Source organism: Terrabacter sp. R4-6 (genome assembly GCF_057529065.1).
This window is the reverse complement of sequence record NZ_CP197224.1, coordinates 703766-719403: the sequence shown is the minus strand read 5'-3', so window position 1 is coordinate 719403 and position 15638 is coordinate 703766. Positions and strand designations below refer to the sequence as shown.

Sequence of the window (15638 nt, the reverse complement as noted above, 5' to 3'; positions counted from 1 at the left end):
AGGCCGTCACCAGTGCACGACGACCTTGTCGCCGATCCGCACCTCGTTGTAGAGCTGGATGAGCAGCGGCTTGTTGCGGACGTTGACGCAACCGTGCGAGGCGCCCGAGTAGCCGAGGCGGGCGAAGTTCGAGGAGTAGTGCACGGCCTGGCCGCCGGAGAAGAACATCGAGTACGGCATGGGCGTGTGGTAGAGGTTCGAGATGACGTCGACCTTCTTGAGGTAGACGGAGAAGACGCCCTCGCGGGTCGGCAGCTCGTCGCTGCCGAAGCGCACGTCGAAGCCGTACTGCGGTATGCCGTCGACGACCCACGTGAGGCGCTTGGTCGACTTGCTGACGCACATGACGCGTCCGGTCATGCAGCGCTCGTCGACGTCCCACGACATCGACCCCGGCGCGGGCTCGGCCGGCTTGGGCTTGACGTTGGCGAGCTCGTCGGCCGTCGGGCGATGGGTCATCGAGACGAGCTTGTCCCACGTGCGCTCGTCGAGGGTGCCGGTCGCGTCGAAGCCGCGCTTGGCCTGGAAGCCACGGACCGCGGCGGTCGTCCTCGTGCCGTAGCGGTCGCTGACGTCGCCGTCGAACCAGTTCAGCTGGCGCAGCCGCGCCTGCAGGGAGCGCACCTTCGGACCGGTGTCGCCGGCGCGGAGGACGATGACGGGCACCGGCGTCGGCTCGGCCGTCGCGGTGGGCGCGGGGCGCGGCTTCGCCGGTGTGGTCGTCGGCGGGGCGACCGTGGTGGGGGTGGCCGCCGGGGTGGTCGACGGGGTCTCGCTCGGGGTCTCGCTCGGGGTGCCGGCGGGGGTCTCGCCCGTGGGTGCCGGCGTGCCGGACGAGCTGGACCCAGCGGTCTGGCCGACGTGCGTCGCAGCCACCCCGGCCCCCTGGTCGGGGCTGCAGGCCGTCGTCGCGGCGACGAGGGCGACGGCGCCGGCGAGCACGAGGGCGCGGCGCAGGGCGCCCGTGGCCCGGAGCGGTGAGGTGGCTGTCTGCATCGTGACCCCTTGTCTGAACGCGACGTGCCGTGCGTCGTGCACTGCACTGAGGGTGACGCGACGACGTCGGGAATGGTTGTCCGAGTCGGGGTGTCGATGCGGATCGTGACCGATCCGTTGTGCACGACCGGCCGTCCCCGACACCGTTGTCGGGAGGCGGCAGGGAGCCGGCGGGGTCAGGCGTTGTGCTGCTGCTGTTGCTGCTGCTGCATGGCGTGGTGGCGACGCAGCACCTCGGTCAGCTTGTTGGCCCCGGCGACGACCGTCGCCGCGTGGAGCCGACCGGGCTGGCGCGAGAGGCGCTCGATGGGTCCGGAGATGGAGACCGCGGCGACGACGCGACCCGACGGACCGCGCACCGGCGCCGACACCGACGCGACGCCGGCCTCGCGCTCGGCGACGCTCTGGGCCCACCCGCGGCGGCGGACGCCGGACAGGGCGGTGGCCGTGAAGGCCGCACCCTGCAGGCCGCGGTGGAGCCGGTCGGGCTCCTCCCACGCGAGCAGCACCTGGGCGGCGGAGCCCGCGAGCATCGAGAGCGTCGCGCCGACCGGGATCGAGTCGCGCAGGCCGACGGGCCGCTCGGCCGCGGCCACGCAGATGCGCTGGTCGCCCTGGCGGCGGAAGAGCTGCGCGCTCTCGTTCGTGTGGTCGCGCAGGGCGCCGAGCACCGGACCGGCCGCTGCGAGCAGCCGGTCCTCACCCGCGGCCGAGGCGAGCTCGCCGAGGCGCGGACCGAGCACGAAGCGCCCCTGCATGTCCCGGGAGACGAGGCGGTGGTGCTCGAGGGCGACGGCCAGACGGTGGGCCGTCGGACGCGCGAGTCCGGTGGCTCCGACGAGCTGGGCGAGGGTGGCCGGACCGGCCTCGAGGGCGCCGAGCACCGTGGCGGCCTTGTCGAGAACACCGACCCCTGAAGAGTTGTCCATGCACTGATACTGACGTCTCAGGCACTGAGACGTCAATCCACCGGGCCCACAAAAGGTTCACGCTTGCCGAAGAGCGATGTCGCGACCAGGTCCTCGATGGCGCACGCGCTCGAGCACCGGAACGCCGCCGCGGAGGGAAGTCAGAGGGAGTCATGGCAGGGACACTGGCCGAGAAGGTCTGGGACGCACACGTCGTACGTCGCGCCGAGGGGGAGCCCGACCTCCTCTACATCGACCTCCACCTCCTCCATGAGGTGACCAGTCCCCAGGCCTTCGACGGGCTCCGCCTCGCCGGCCGGCCCGTGCGCCGCCCCGACCTCACGCTCGCGACCGAGGACCACAACGTCCCCACGACGCCGGGCCCCATCACCGACCCCGTGTCGAAGATCCAGGTCGAGACCCTCCGCCGCAACTGCGACGAGTTCGGTGTCCGCCTCTACCCGATGGGTGACGCCGACCAGGGCATCGTCCACGTCGTCGGCCCGCAGCTCGGCCTGACGCAGCCGGGCATGACGGTGGTCTGCGGCGACAGCCACACCTCGACGCACGGCGCCTTCGGTGCGCTCGCGTTCGGCATCGGCACCTCCGAGGTCGAGCACGTGCTCGCCACGCAGACGCTGCCCCTCAAGCCGTTCCGCACGCTCGCCGTCAACGTGCGCGGCGCGCTGCCCGACGGCGTCACGGCCAAGGACATCGTGCTGGCCGTCATCGCCAAGATCGGCACCGGCGGTGGCCAGGGCTACGTCATCGAGTACCGCGGCGAGGCCATCGAGGCCCTGTCGATGGAGGCCCGGATGACGGTCTGCAACATGTCGATCGAGGCCGGCGCGCGCGCCGGGATGATCGCGCCCGACCAGACGACGTTCGACTATCTCCGGGGTCGCCCGCACGCACCGACCGGCGCCGACTGGGACGCCGCGGTCGCCGAGTGGACCGCGCTGCGCACCGACGACGACGCCGTCTTCGACGCCGAGGTCGACCTCGACGCGGCCGAGCTGACCCCCTTCGTCACGTGGGGCACCAACCCCGGCCAGGGCCTCCCGCTCTCGGCCTCGGTCCCCGACCCCGAGGAGTTCGCCGACGAGAGCGACCGCCTCGCCGCCGCCAACGCCCTCGCCTACATGGGCCTCGAGCCCGGCACGCCGCTGCGCGACATCAAGGTCGACACGGTCTTCGTCGGCTCCTGCACGAACGGACGCATCGAGGACCTCCGGGCGGCGGCGGCCGTCGTCCAGGGCCACCGGGTCGCCGACGGCGTCCGCATGCTCGTCGTCCCCGGGTCGGCCAAGGTCCGCCTCCAGGCCGAGTCCGAGGGGCTCGACAAGGTCTTCACCGAGGCCGGCGCCGAGTGGCGCCTGCCCGGCTGCTCGATGTGCCTCGGCATGAACCCCGACACGCTCGCCCCGGGGGAGCGCAGCGCGTCGACGTCCAACCGCAACTTCGAGGGCCGGCAAGGCAAGGGTGGCCGCACCCACCTCGTCAGCCCGCTCGTGGCGGCCGCGACCGCCGTCCGGGGCACGCTGTCGAGCCCCTCCGACCTCGACAGCGCCAGCCGGACCCACGGCCAGCTGGCGTCCGCGACGACCGGAGAGGCCTGAGCCATGGACGCGTTCACGACCCACACGGGCATCGGCGTGCCGCTGCGCCGCAGCAACGTCGACACCGACCAGATCATCCCCGCCGAGTACCTCAAGCGCGTCACGCGCACCGGCTTCGAGGACGGGCTCTTCGCTGCCTGGCGCAAGGACGAGTCGTTCGTCCTCAACAACCCGGTGTATGCCGACGGCTCGGTCCTCGTGGCCGGACCCGACTTCGGCACGGGGTCGAGCCGCGAGCACGCGGTGTGGGCCCTGATGAACTGGGGTTTCCGGGTCGTCATCAGCTCACGCTTCGCCGACATCTTCCGTGGGAACAGCGGCAAGCAGGGCCTGCTCACCGCGATCGTGGCGCAGGACGACGTCGAGCTGATCTGGAAGTACCTCGAGAACAACCCGGGCGCCGAGATCTCGGTCGACCTCGTGGGCCGCACCGTCCACGCCGGTGAGATCGTCGCCCCCTTCGAGATCGACGACTACACCCGCTGGCGGCTGCTCGAGGGCCTCGACGACATCGGACTGACCCTGCGACACGAGGATCTCGTCGCAGATTTCGAGTCGCACCGCGCGAGCCACAAGCCGGTCACCACCCCGGCCTGACGAGACGCCCCTTTGGCGCCCTGGTGGCGCCTTGGACCGAACGGATCCCCTTGTGAGACAAGGGGATCCGTTTGCGTTTCCGGACGAATCAGACACGGCTGGGCTGCCCCTGCGGCGTCCCGGAATCCGCTCAGAACGCGTCAAACTCCTTGCGACACAACGAAAAACCCACCGACCGGTGATGGACGTGCCTGCCGCGGCGGCCTAACGTCAGGAGGTAGCCGGACCGGTTCCGGACGCACATCGTCGGGTCGCCTGACGCCGACAGTCCTCTGGAGGGGAAGACGTGAACAAGGCAGAACTGATCGACGCGCTCGAGGTCAAGCTCGGCAGCAAGAAGGTCGCATCCGACGCGCTGGAGGCGTTCCTGGACGTCGTCATCCGCGAGGTCGCCAAGGGTGGCAAGGTCGGCATCACCGGCTTCGGCACCTTCGAGCGGGCCGACCGGGCCGCGCGCACCGGCCGCAACCCCAAGACGGGGGCGACCGTGAGGATCAAGAAGACCCGCGTCCCCAAGTTCCGTTCGGGCACGAACTTCAAGGAGGTCGTGTCGGGCGCCAAGAAGCTCTCCAAGACCGAGTCGGCCGCCTCGCGCGCCTCCGCCGGCACCTCGGTGGCCGCAGCGCCGGCCAAGCGGACGGCGGCGAAGAAGACCGCAGCCAAGGCCGCCCCGGCCAAGGCTGCTGCCAGGAAGACGACGACGAAGGCCGCTGCCACGAAGGCCGCCCCGGCCAAGCGGGCCACGGCCACCAAGGCCGCCCCGGCCAAGGCTGCCGCCAAGAAGACGACGACGAAGGCCGCCCCGGCCAAGCGCGCCACCGCCACCAAGGCCGCCCCGGCCAAGGCTGCCGCCAGGAAGACGACCACGAAGGCCGCTGCGACCAAGGCCGCCCCGGCCAAGCGCGCCACCGCCACCAAGGCCGCCCCGGCCAAGGCTGCCGCCAGGAAGACGACGGCGAAGGCTGCCGCCACGAAGACCACGGCCGCCAAGAAGACGACGACGGCCCGCAAGACGACCGCGAAGAAGACCGCCTTGAGGTGAGGCCTCGCGGCGGCGCCCGGCAGGGGTGCCGCCGGACGTGACGTGGGCCCGACCGGCGACGGTCGGGCCCACGCGCGTGTCAGCGGATGGGCTGTCCCGGCCCGACGCCCACGATGTGCAGCGCGACGACGAGGTCGTCGACGACCTCGACCGTCAGGCGCTGCCCGAGGCGCAGCAGGCGCAGGCCGCTCGCCTCGAACGCCGGCGCCTCGAAGCGCAGCTCGACACCGTCGTCGCGCAGCACGCTCCCGGTGTGGGTCTCGGGGTCGAAGCGGTGCACGGTGGCCTGCATGCTCCTGATCCAACCAGATGCCCGGTGCTCGAGGACCGCGCGCGTCGCCGGCCCCAGCCCGAGACGGCGCGCCTGCGCCAGGCTCCGCGCGTCGTCGACGTCGGTGCGCAGGCGGGGGAGCGGCAGCTCGAGGCGCACCGCCCCGTCGGCCTCGTGACGCGCGGCGCTGTCGGTGCCGAAGCGCGGCGTGAAGCCGCGGCCGCAGCGCAGGACCGTCCCCGTGCCGTCCGCGTCGGGCACGAACGACTCGTCGACGGACGCCGCGGCCGCGAGCGCCGAGCGCAGCGAGGCGGCGTCGAGCGACGGCACGTCGCCGAGCAGGGCTGCCACGCGGGCACCCGGCCCGGCGTGCCGCATACCCGCAGCGACGGCGTCGTTGAGCCCGGCGCCCGGGTCGGCCACGACGTGCACCCCACGCGTACGCCAGCGGCCCGCCAGGCCGGCGTCGCTCGTCACGAGCACGAGGCGGCCCGGACCGACCGCCTCGAGGGCGGCGGCCAGCGTGTCGGTGGCGATGGCGGCGCTGAGGTCGGCGCGGTCCGAGCCGACGGCGCGCGCCAGGCGGGACTTGCCGTGGCTCGTGTCCTTGACGGGGACGACGACGTGCCAGTCGGTGGTCGGCGCGTCCGGGGGGTGCGCGTGGGAGGAGGTCGTCATGCTGGCGATATCGTCCCACTCGCCGCCTCGCTGCTCGACACCGCGCCGTGAGGTGGACAAGATGAAGCCCTGCCACGTCGACCGGCGTGCGCACGACGAGGAGGACGTGACACCGTGACAGCCGGCGCACCCAAGAGGCGGCTGCCGTTGGCCTACCGGCTCGTGGCCCTCGTGCTCCGGCCGCTGCTGATGCGGGTGACCAAGCGCGACTGGCGCGGGCTCGAGAACATCCCGGCGGAGGGCGGCTTCGTCGTCTCGACGAACCACATCTCCTACGCCGACCCGCTGGTCTTCGCGCACTTCATGTTCGACAGCGGGCGCGAGGCCTACTTCCTCGGCAAGGACAGCCTCTTCGCGATCCCGGTCGTCGGCTGGCTCCTCAAGAAGTGCGGCCAGATCCCCGTCTACCGCAACTCGGCCGCGGCGGCCGACGCCTACCGGGCCGCCGTCGAGGGGGTCAGGGCCGGGAAGCCGCTCGGCATCTTCCCCGAGGGCACCATCACGCGTGACCCCGACCTGTGGCCGATGCGCGGCAAGACCGGCGCCGCCCGCGTCGCCCTCGAGACGCGCTGCCCGCTGATCCCGGTGGCACAGTGGGGCGCCCAGGAGATCCTCTCGCCCTACGGCCACCGGCCCTCGCTCTTCCCGCGCAAGACGATGCACATGTATGCCGGCCCGCCCGTCGACCTGTCCGACCTCTACGACCGGCCGATCGACACCAAGGTGCTGCGCGAGGCCACCGACCGCCTCATGGACCGCATCACCGGGCTGCTCGAGGAGATCCGCGGAGAGAAGCGGCCCGACGAGCGCTTCGACCCGCGCCAGCACGGCGTCCCCGAGATCGGTGACCCGCTGGGGCACCACGAGATCGGGCGCACCAAGCGCCACCGTGGCCGGGACGGGAGCCCGTCGTGACGACTCGCGTCGCCGTCATGGGCAGCGGCAACTGGGGGACGGCCTTCGGGATGATCCTCGCCGACGCCGCGTGCGACGTGACGATGTGGGCCCGACGCCCCGAGGTCGCCGAGGCCATCAACGCCGGTCGCAACGACGCCTACCTGCCCGAGCTCGAGCTGCCGTCGGCGGTCCGCGCCACCGTCGACCCGGCCGAGGCGCTGCACCGGGCCGACGTCGTCGTGCTCGCCGTGCCGTCGCAGACGCTGCGCGCCAACCTGACGCAGTGGGGTGGCTCCATCCCCACCGATGCGCCGGTCGTGTCGCTCATGAAGGGTGTCGAGCTCGGCACGACGATGCGGATGAGCGAGGTCATCGCCGAGGCCGGCGATGTCGGGCCGGACCGCGTCGTCGTCGTGTCCGGGCCCAACCTCGCCCCCGAGATCGCCCGCCGGCAGCCGGCTGCGGGCGTCGTCGCGTGCCGCGACATGGCGACCGCCGAGCGCGTCGCCAGCGCGTGCGCGACGCCGTGGTTCCGGCCCTACACCGACACCGACGTCATCGGCGCCGAGGTGTGCGGGGCGACGAAGAACGTCGTCGCGCTCGCCTCCGGCATGGCCGAGGGCATGGGCTTCGGCGACAACACCAAGGCCACGATCATCACGCGAGGTCTCGCCGAGACGACACGCCTGGGCCTGGCCCTCGGCGCGCACCCGCAGACCTTCATGGGCCTCGCCGGCGTTGGCGACCTCATCGCGACGTGCATGTCGCCGCTGTCGCGCAACCACAGCTTCGGTGTGCGGCTCGGGCGCGGCCGGACCGTCGAGGAGGCCACCGCCGAGCTGCGCACGACGACCGAGGGCGTCAAGTCCTGCGAGTCGATCCTCACGCTTGCCGGTCAGCACGACGTCGACATGCCGATCTGCGAGCAGGTCGTCGCCGTCATCCGCGACGGACACTCGGCGAGCGAGGTCGGTCCGCGCCTCATGTCACGCGACCTCAAGGCCGAGAAGCACTGAGGGCGTATGCCGTCCGCCTCGTCGCGGGTCCCGTGACCTCTGCGTCCGCCTCGGCGCAGCCGACGGACGACCGTAGGTGCACGGCATACGCGTGTCGGCGGCGTGTCGCGGCCTCGCGGCGACCAACGGTCGTCGGTCGGCGCCAGACTGCGACGCGACCCCGTGGGTCAGGCGCGGTCAGGCTGGGGACGGGCCGGGTCAGGCGTGGTCGAGGGCCTGGGACAGGTCGGCCCACAGGTCGTCGACGTGCTCGATGCCGACCGAGAGCCGCACGAGGTTGACCGGCACCTGCTCGGACTCCGAGGGGTGTCGGCGGCGGCGCTCGAGCTGTGACTCGACACCGCCGAGACTCGTCGCGTGCAGCCAGAGCCGCGTCGCGGCGCAGACCCGCTCGGCGCCCTCGGCGTCACCGGCCACGTCGACGGAGACCATCGCGCCGGAGCCGGGGTAGCGCACGCGCTCCACGGCGGGATGGCCCTCGAGGCGCCGGGCCAGCTCGGCCGCGCTGGCACTCGCCCGCTCGAACCGCACCGACAGGGTCCGCAGCCCGCGCAGCGCGAGGAAGACCTCCATCGGCCCCGCGACCGCGCCGTGCAGGGTGCGGTGGCGACGCAGCCGCTCGCCGACCTCGCGCCCGCGCTGGGAGTCCGCGACGACGGTCGCGCCGAGCACGACGTCGCTGTGGCCCGAGAGGTACTTCGTCACCGAGTGCACGACGACGTCGGCACCGAGCGAGAGCGGCCGGCACAGGAGCGGCGTCGAGAGCGTGTTGTCGACGACGCTCGTGACGCCGAGGTCCCGTGACCGGGCCAGGACCACGTCGAGCTCGGTGACGTCCATGAGCGGGTTCGTCGGTGACTCGAGCCAGAGCAGGTCGGCCGACTCGAGGGCGGCGAGGAAACCGGCCGTGTCGGTGGCGTGGACGCGTACGACGGTGCCGCCGGCCTTCTCGTGGGCCACGAGCAGCTCGCCCGTGCCGTTGTACGTCGTGTCGGGCGCGACGACCGTGCCGCCGGCCGGGACGAGCGAGAGCGCCGCCGAGATGGCGCCCATGCCGGACGCGTGGACGAGCGCGTGGCCGCCCTCGAGTCCGCCGAGCGCCTCCTCGAAGGCGTTCCACGTCGGGTTGCCCGAGCGGGCGTAGTTGACGGGCCCGTCCGCGGCATACGTCGACGTCAGCTCGACGGCGACGTTCGCGGGCGAGCCGGGGGAGCGCTCGGGGCGCCCCGACGCCACGAGGAAGGTGTCGACGTGCAGGTGCTGCGAATCCGCTTCGGTGCCCACGCCCTCAGGGTACGAGCGGGTCCCACGGTCTTCGGTAGAGTCTCGCCTGATGACCACGGACCAGCCCCAGCCCGACCTGCCGAGCCGCCCCCGCGTCGCCATCGTCTTCGGAGGACGCTCCTCGGAGCACGCGGTCTCCTGCGCCACCGCCGCCGGGGTGCTGCGCGCCATCGACCGCAGCAAGTACGACATCATCCCGATCGGCATCTCCCGCGACGGGCAGTGGGTCCTCGCCGCCGACGAGCCGAGCCGTTTCGAGCTGACGGCCGGGCGCACGCCCGAGGTCGAGCCGGGCGCCGCCCACGTGGTCCTGCCGCTCTCGACGCGCGAGAGCTCGCTCACCTCCCTCGAGGCCGGCCGGCCGCCGCAGGAGCTCGGCCAGGTCGACGTCGTCTTCCCGCTGCTCCACGGGCCGTTCGGCGAGGACGGCACGCTGCAGGGCTTCCTCGAGCTCTCCGACGTCCGCTACGTCGGCTCCGGCGTCTTCGCCTCGGCCGCGGGCATGGACAAGCACTACATGAAGGTCGTCTTCGCCGGCCACGGTCTGCCCGTCGGCCCGTATGCCGTCATCACCGACCGCGCGTGGCGCACCGACCCCGCCGCCGCCATGGACGCCTGCGCCGGGCTGGCCTACCCGCTCTTCGTCAAGCCCGCCCGGGCCGGATCGTCGATGGGGATCACCCGCGTCGACGACCCCGCCGAGCTCCGGGCCGCCATCGAGGTGGCGCGCGAGCACGACCCCAAGGTCCTCGTCGAGGCCGGGATCGCCGGCCGCGAGATCGAGTGCGCCGTGCTCGAGGGCCACGGCACGTCGGGCCCGCGGACGTCGGAGGTGGGCGAGGTCGCCGTCCACGACAACCACGGCTTCTACGACTTCGAGGCGAAGTACCTCGCCGAGGCCGACGTCGACCTCACCTGTCCCGCCGACGTGCCCGAGGAGATCTCCAAGGAGGTCCGGCGCCTCGCCGCGGAGGCCTTCGAGGCCCTCGGCTGCGAGGGGCTGGCTCGCGTCGACTGCTTCTACACCGACGACGGCCGGGTGCTCGTCAACGAGATCAACACGATGCCGGGCTTCACGCCGCACTCGATGTACCCGCGGATGTGGGCGGCCTCCGGCGTCGACTACCCCGACCTCATCGACGAGCTCATCGCGCTCGCGCTCGAGCGGCGCACCGGCCTGCGCTGACCTGCGCTGACCCGCGCAGACCTGTGGTGACCCGGGCCCACCGCTCTCCTGCGGGCTCGTGCAGAGGCGGCCACACGGCATACGCCCTCAGGAGCAGTGGCGGCCGTTGGTCGGCAGGGACCTCGCGACGTCGGTGAAGGCCGGCAGCAGCAGCGGCACGGCGCCGTAGACACCGGGTGCCAGCACCTCGATGGCCGGGTCGCGGCCGTAGGTCGTCGCGGCGGAGCCGTCGGTGAGCGGGCGCACGACCCAGTCGACGCCGTCGACGGTCACGCAGTCGTCGGTGGTCGGGCCGAGCGGGTCGAGGCCGCAGCGGGCGATGACCGCCGGGTCGCCCCACGCCGCCACCGACCCGTCGTCGGGCTGCGTCGTGACCCGCGCGTGGCCGCTGACGTCACCCGGCCACCGCGCCGACGCGCAGACCGGCGCCGACGCCTGGGGCGCGAGGGCCACCTCGGGCGCCCGGCTGCACGCGGACAGCACGACGGCGGCGCCGAAGAGCGCCGCCGTCGTGAGGTACGTGCGTCCGGTCAGGGGGCTGGCCTCAGACGTGGACGACCGTGCAGGTCAGGGTCCGGGTGATGCCCGGGACGTCCTGGAGCTTGGCGATGACGAGACGACCGAGGTCGTCGACGTTGGAGGCCTCCACGCGGGCGATGACGTCGTAGGGACCCGTGACGTCCTCGGCGAGGGTCACGCCCGAGATGCCCGCGATCGCCTCCGCCACGCTCGCGGCCTTGCCGACTTCGGTCTGGATCAGGATGTAGGCCTGGACCACGTGTCACCTCACTGTGTGTCGATCGTTGGACGGTCGGGCGCGGCGCCGTGCGATGGCCCGACCGGTCGGAACGGCAGGTCCCAGTGTGACTGCGACCGTGCCCTGACGCTACCTTGCCATGGGGCCTCACGTCCCATGGAAACCGGGGGCCTGAGACGGCCGTCCACCGAAAGGGTGTGTGATCCGTGCCGAACGGGCAGCGGCTCCAGCGCGGGCCGATGATGACGGGCGGGACGCCGCTGCGCGACCTCGACGAGGACGAGCTGCTCGGACGCATCCTCCCGGCCTTCCCCGGCACCGACGAGCTGCTCGTGGCCCCGGGTGACGACGCCGCCGTGCTGCGCACGTCCGAGCGCACGATCGCGACCACCGACACCGTCGTCCTCGGCCGCGACTGGCTCGACGCGTGGTCCTCGGGCGCCGACATCGGGCACAAGGTCGTGGCGCAGAACCTCGCCGACGTCGCGGCCATGGGTGGCCGGCCCACGGGCGTCCTCGTCACCCTCGTCGCCGACCCCGACCTGTCGCTGGAGTGGGTGCTCGACCACGTGCGCGGCCTGGCCGAGGCGTGCGCCGCTGCGGGCGTCGCCGTGCTCGGCGGGGACCTCTCGTCCGCGCCGCCCGGGGTCGTCATGGTCTCGGTCACGGCGCTCGGTCGCCTCGACGGCGAGCCGGTGCTCCGGTCGGGGGCGAGGCCCGGTGACGTCCTCGCCGTCCGCGGCTCCCTCGGTCTCGCGGACGCCGGCCTGCGCCTGCTGCAGGCCGACGCCGTCGACCGGCACCCGGTCGCCGTCGCCCGTCAGCGACGTCCCGAGCCGCCGCTCGCCGCCGGCCCCGAGGCCGCGGTCGCCGGGGCGACCGCCATGCTCGACCTCAGCGACGGCCTGCTGCGCGACGGTGGGCGCATCGCCCGGGCGAGCCGCGTCGTCATCGACCTCGACCCGCGCGCGCTCGCCGCGGACGTCGACGCGCTCACCGAGGCGCTCGGGGCCGAGGCGGCGCTCGACTGCGTGCTGGCCGGCGGCGAGGAGCACTCGCTGCTCGCCACCTTCCCGGCGGGGGAGCTGCCGGGCGGCTGGCGGCCCATCGGGTCGGTGCGGGCTCCCGGGGACGGCGAGCCGGCGGGCATCCTCGTCGACGGCCACGTCGTCACCCACACCGGCTGGGACCACTTCCGCGGCGCCTGACCGGACGGCGGGCCTCTCGTCGGGCCAGGGAGGCGGGTACGACGAAGGCCGGCCCCCGAGGGGGCCGGCCTTCAGCGTTGGTGAGGGACGTTCAGCGAACGACCTTGCCCGCCTTGAGGCAGGAGGTGCAGACGTTGAGTCGCTTCGGCGTCACACCGTCCACCAGCGTCCGAACGCGCTGGATGTTGGGGTTCCAGCGGCGCTTGGTGCGGCGGTGCGAGTGCGAGATGTTGTGACCGAAGCTCGGTCCCTTGCCGCAGACGTCGCAGTTGGCAGCCACGGGTATCTCCTGAAATTCGATGTTGACGAAGTGCTGAGCTCCACCACGGAATCGGGGCAGACGCACGAGGGCGCGCGTCACCCCGCAGTCACGGGGGGAACCGGTAAAGCGTAGCCGACGAGATGCTCGGACGACAAAACGGCGTGAGCACGTCGGCGACCCCACCTCACGCGAACGTCCGGGCCGTGTCGACAAGCTCAGCGGCATACGCAGGCCCGTGCGACGCCGCGTGCACGGCGAGGGGGTGGAGCTGGTGCAGCCCGACGAGCTCGCGCCACCCGGCGGCAAGGCCCGCGGCCTCCTCGTACGCGGCGCCGATGCGGCCCAGCCCCGGGCAGCCGAAGAGGGCGAGCATCGCGAGGTCGGTGAGACCGTGCCCACCGTGCGCGGCGGGGTCGATGAGGACGGCGCCGTCCGCGGTGAAGACGACGTTGCCCGACCACAGGTCGCCGTGGATGCGCGCCGGGGGCCGGTCGTCGTCGAGGGCGCCGGACGCCAGCCGGTCGCAGACGCGGTCGACGGTGCGGGCCCCGGCGGCGTCGAGGTGCCCCCGGTCGACGGCCCGGCGCACGAAGGGCCGCACCCGCTGCTCGGCGTAGAAGAGGCCCCACGTCGACGTCGGCTCGTTGCTCTGCGTCTGGCGCCCGATCCAGGAGTCACCGGTCCAGCCGGCCGGGGGAGACCCGAAGGCGGGTGCACCCGCGGCGTGCGTCACGGCGAGCCCCCGCCCGAGGGCCTCGGCCGCCTCCTCGGTCGGACGAGCGGGGTGCAGCCGGGCGAGGTCGATGTGCCCGGCGCCGACGTCCCGGACCTCGACGACCCTGGCGCCGCCCCGCGGCTGCGCCTCCCCGAGCCAGCGCAGGCCGGCCGCCTCGACCTCGAAGAAACCGGAGGGGGCCGCGGGCCACGACTTCCGGTGGGCGGGGGAGGCGCTCGACACCGCGCCCACGGTAGCCGCCCGGGGTCTCGACGGTCCCGGTCGTCGGCGGTGCGCGTCCACGACGCCGGTCCGGAGCAAGGAGTGGTGCATGCGACCGTCCGGGCGAGGCGCTAGCCTGCCGAGCATCGGCGAGCCGATCCCCCGGCCGATGGACACGCACGACGAGCAGGAGGTCCGATGTCCGGCGCAGCGCCGCCGCCCGACGGGCCGCTCAGCCTGCTCGATCTCGTCGCCGTCCGCCGGTGGGCCGTGCTGACCCGGTCGCTCTTCGCCGCCCGCCGCGCCGAGATCGACGCCCTCAACGTCTTCCCCGTCCCCGACGGCGACACGGGCACGAACCTCTACCTCACCTTCGACGGCGCGGTCGAGCGCACCCTCGCCACCGCCGACATCACGAGCGCCGACGCCCTGCTCGCCGTCTTCGCCCGGCACCTGCTCTGGACCGCCCGTGGCAACTCCGGCGTCATCCTCAGCCAGCTGGCCCGGGGCCTCGCCGAGGGCTGCGCGGGTGCCGCCGAGATCGACGGCCGGGTCCTCGCCGAGGGCCTACAGCACGCCGAGCAGCGCGCCCGCCAAGCCGTGACGGACCCGAAGGAGGGCACGATCCTCACCGTCGCCCGCGCCATGGCCGAGGCCGCCGCCCGGGCTGCCGGGTCCACCGGCCAGGGGTCGTATGCCGCCGCCGACGGCACCGGGGACCCCGGCCCGGGTGCCCCCGCGGCCGGCGATGGACCCGTCGGCGTCCACGCCGTCGCGCTCGCGGCCCTCGACGCCTCCCGGGTCGCGCTCGAGCACACCCCCGAGCAGCTCGAGGTGCTGGCCCGCGCCGGGGTCGTCGACGCCGGGGGTGCCGGGCTCGTCGTGCTCCTCGAGTGCCTCGAGCGGGTCTGCGCCGGTCAGCGCGCCCGGTCGGGGGCCGACGCCTCGGACCGGCGCTCCCGGCGCCGACCCGACCCGCAGAGCGCCGCTCTCAGCGCCGCCCGCCCGGCTGACGGTGTCGAGGCCCTCGGCATCCCGGAGTACGAGGTGATGTACCTCCTGCGCGACTCCGACGACGCCGCGGTGGACGCGCTGCGCGCCCGGCTCGTCGAGCTCGGTGACTCGGTGCTCGTCGTCGGCGGCGACGGCGAGTGGAACGTCCACGCCCACGTCGACGACGCGGGCGCCGCCGTCGAGGCCGGCATCGAGGCCGGGCGCCCGCACCGGGTGCGCATCACGCGCCTCACCGACGACCACGGTCACGGCACCCGGGCGCCCGGGGGTGACGGTCCCGGAGTCGCGGCGACCGGTGGTGCCGCGATCGTCGCGTGTGCGGCCGGCGTCGGCCTCGAGGCGCTCTTCGAGGACGCCGGTGCGGTGGTCGTCCGCTCCGGCCCCGGTCGCCGCGCCTCGACGGGCGGGCTCATCGACGCCATCCGCCAGCAGCACGCCCGCGGCGCCTCGGGCGTCGTCGTGCTGCCCAACGACGGCGACACCCTCCTCGCCGCGGCCGCGGCGGTGCGCGCGGTCGCCGACGACGGCATCGAGGCGCACCTCGTCCACGTCCGCACGGCCGTGCAGGGGATCGCCGCGCTCGCCGTCTTCGAGCCGACCGCCGCGGCGTCCGCCAACGTCCTCGCCATGCAGGCGGCGGCGTCGGCGACCCGGCACGGCGCGGTCACCGTCGCCAACCGCGCAGCGCTGACGAGCGGTGGCCCGTGCGAGGCGGGTGACGTGCTCGGCGTCGTCGACGGCGACGTCGTCATCGTCGGCTCCGACCAGCTCGACGTCTCCCGGCAGGTCGTCCGGCGTCTGCTCGCGAGCGGCGGGGAGCTCGTCACCGTCGTGGCCGGTGTCGACGCACCCGACGGCCTGCTCGACGCCGTCACCGCGGAGGCCCGCGGCGCGCACCACGGCATCGAGGTCTCGCTCATCGACGGGGGGCAGGCGGTCTACCCCGTGCTGCTGGGGGTGGAGTGA

16 protein-coding genes are annotated in these 15638 nt (G+C 73.6%); 8 read left to right on the top strand and 8 right to left on the bottom strand.

The window, feature by feature from the left end; all coding sequences use genetic code 11:
- Nucleotides 1-6: 6 nt before the first annotated feature.
- A complete protein-coding gene (locus tag ACSSS0_RS03405; RefSeq protein WP_487230060.1) occupies nucleotides 7-996 on the bottom strand; it encodes a L,D-transpeptidase family protein in 990 nt (329 codons plus the stop codon).
- A 176-nt stretch (nucleotides 997-1172) separates the two neighbouring features.
- The gene (locus ACSSS0_RS03400) at nucleotides 1173-1925 is read right to left on the bottom strand and encodes an IclR family transcriptional regulator (protein ID WP_020142814.1); all 753 of its coding nucleotides are present in this window, start codon (nucleotides 1923-1925) and stop codon (nucleotides 1173-1175) included.
- A 152-nt stretch (nucleotides 1926-2077) separates the two neighbouring features.
- On the opposite strand from ACSSS0_RS03400, the gene leuC reads away from it, so the two are divergent.
- The 3 genes from leuC (at nucleotide 2078) to ACSSS0_RS03385 (ending at nucleotide 5162) form a co-directional block, all read left to right on the top strand.
- On the top strand, nucleotides 2078-3523 hold the full coding sequence (gene leuC / locus ACSSS0_RS03395) for a 3-isopropylmalate dehydratase large subunit (protein WP_487230059.1): 1446 nt from the start codon (nucleotides 2078-2080) through the stop codon (nucleotides 3521-3523).
- Nucleotides 3524-3526: 3 nt separating this feature from the next.
- The gene (gene leuD / locus ACSSS0_RS03390; protein ID WP_435985314.1) at nucleotides 3527-4120 is read left to right on the top strand and encodes a 3-isopropylmalate dehydratase small subunit; all 594 of its coding nucleotides are present in this window, start codon (nucleotides 3527-3529) and stop codon (nucleotides 4118-4120) included.
- A gap of 286 nt (nucleotides 4121-4406) precedes the next feature.
- Entirely contained in the window at nucleotides 4407-5162 is a 756-nt protein-coding gene (locus tag ACSSS0_RS03385) for an HU family DNA-binding protein (protein WP_487230058.1), read from the top strand.
- A gap of 79 nt (nucleotides 5163-5241) precedes the next feature.
- Here ACSSS0_RS03385 and cofC read toward each other — a convergent pair whose 3' ends face one another.
- Nucleotides 5242-6111, bottom strand: a complete 870-nt coding sequence (cofC, locus tag ACSSS0_RS03380) for a 2-phospho-L-lactate guanylyltransferase (protein WP_435985316.1) — start codon at nucleotides 6109-6111, stop codon at nucleotides 5242-5244.
- A 114-nt stretch (nucleotides 6112-6225) separates the two neighbouring features.
- Here cofC and ACSSS0_RS03375 point away from each other — a divergent pair, with 114 nt between their 5' ends.
- Both ACSSS0_RS03375 and ACSSS0_RS03370 read left to right on the top strand, forming a co-directional pair.
- A complete protein-coding gene (locus ACSSS0_RS03375; RefSeq protein ID WP_487230057.1) occupies nucleotides 6226-7026 on the top strand; it encodes a lysophospholipid acyltransferase family protein in 801 nt (266 codons plus the stop codon).
- Nucleotides 7023-8024, top strand: coding sequence for an NAD(P)H-dependent glycerol-3-phosphate dehydrogenase (locus ACSSS0_RS03370; RefSeq protein WP_487230056.1), 1002 nt, complete (start codon nucleotides 7023-7025; stop codon nucleotides 8022-8024). Before ACSSS0_RS03375 ends, ACSSS0_RS03370 begins: the two co-directional genes overlap by 4 nt.
- Before the next feature lie 198 nt (nucleotides 8025-8222).
- Here the strand turns inward: ACSSS0_RS03370 and ACSSS0_RS03365 are convergent, their stop codons facing one another.
- Nucleotides 8223-9308, bottom strand: coding sequence for a trans-sulfuration enzyme family protein (locus tag ACSSS0_RS03365; RefSeq protein WP_487230055.1), 1086 nt, complete (start codon nucleotides 9306-9308; stop codon nucleotides 8223-8225).
- 49 nt (nucleotides 9309-9357) lie between these two features.
- On the opposite strand from ACSSS0_RS03365, the gene ACSSS0_RS03360 reads away from it, so the two are divergent.
- Nucleotides 9358-10494 (top strand): D-alanine--D-alanine ligase family protein, encoded by a 1137-nt coding sequence (locus ACSSS0_RS03360; RefSeq protein ID WP_487230054.1) that lies wholly within the window; start codon nucleotides 9358-9360, stop codon nucleotides 10492-10494.
- 87 nt (nucleotides 10495-10581) lie between these two features.
- Here ACSSS0_RS03360 and ACSSS0_RS03355 read toward each other — a convergent pair whose 3' ends face one another.
- Together ACSSS0_RS03355 and ACSSS0_RS03350 are read right to left on the bottom strand one after the other, a co-directional pair.
- Nucleotides 10582-10947: a hypothetical protein gene (locus ACSSS0_RS03355; RefSeq protein WP_487230053.1), complete on the bottom strand. Its 366-nt coding sequence runs from the start codon at nucleotides 10945-10947 to the stop codon at nucleotides 10582-10584.
- 91 nt (nucleotides 10948-11038) lie between these two features.
- Nucleotides 11039-11272, bottom strand: a complete 234-nt coding sequence (locus ACSSS0_RS03350; RefSeq protein ID WP_020142803.1) for an Lrp/AsnC family transcriptional regulator — start codon at nucleotides 11270-11272, stop codon at nucleotides 11039-11041.
- Between the two features lie 218 nt (nucleotides 11273-11490).
- Here ACSSS0_RS03350 and thiL point away from each other — a divergent pair, with 218 nt between their 5' ends.
- Nucleotides 11491-12459: a thiamine-phosphate kinase gene (gene thiL / locus ACSSS0_RS03345; protein ID WP_487231181.1), complete on the top strand. Its 969-nt coding sequence runs from the start codon at nucleotides 11491-11493 to the stop codon at nucleotides 12457-12459.
- Between the two features lie 91 nt (nucleotides 12460-12550).
- Here the strand turns inward: thiL and rpmB are convergent, their stop codons facing one another.
- Nucleotides 12551-12739, bottom strand: coding sequence for a 50S ribosomal protein L28 (gene rpmB, locus ACSSS0_RS03340; protein ID WP_020142801.1), 189 nt, complete (start codon nucleotides 12737-12739; stop codon nucleotides 12551-12553).
- A 166-nt stretch (nucleotides 12740-12905) separates the two neighbouring features.
- Entirely contained in the window at nucleotides 12906-13688 is a 783-nt protein-coding gene (locus ACSSS0_RS03335; RefSeq protein ID WP_487230052.1) for a fructosamine kinase family protein, read from the bottom strand.
- A 168-nt stretch (nucleotides 13689-13856) separates the two neighbouring features.
- On the opposite strand from ACSSS0_RS03335, the gene ACSSS0_RS03330 reads away from it, so the two are divergent.
- The gene (locus ACSSS0_RS03330; RefSeq protein ID WP_487230051.1) at nucleotides 13857-15638 is read left to right on the top strand and encodes a DAK2 domain-containing protein; all 1782 of its coding nucleotides are present in this window, start codon (nucleotides 13857-13859) and stop codon (nucleotides 15636-15638) included.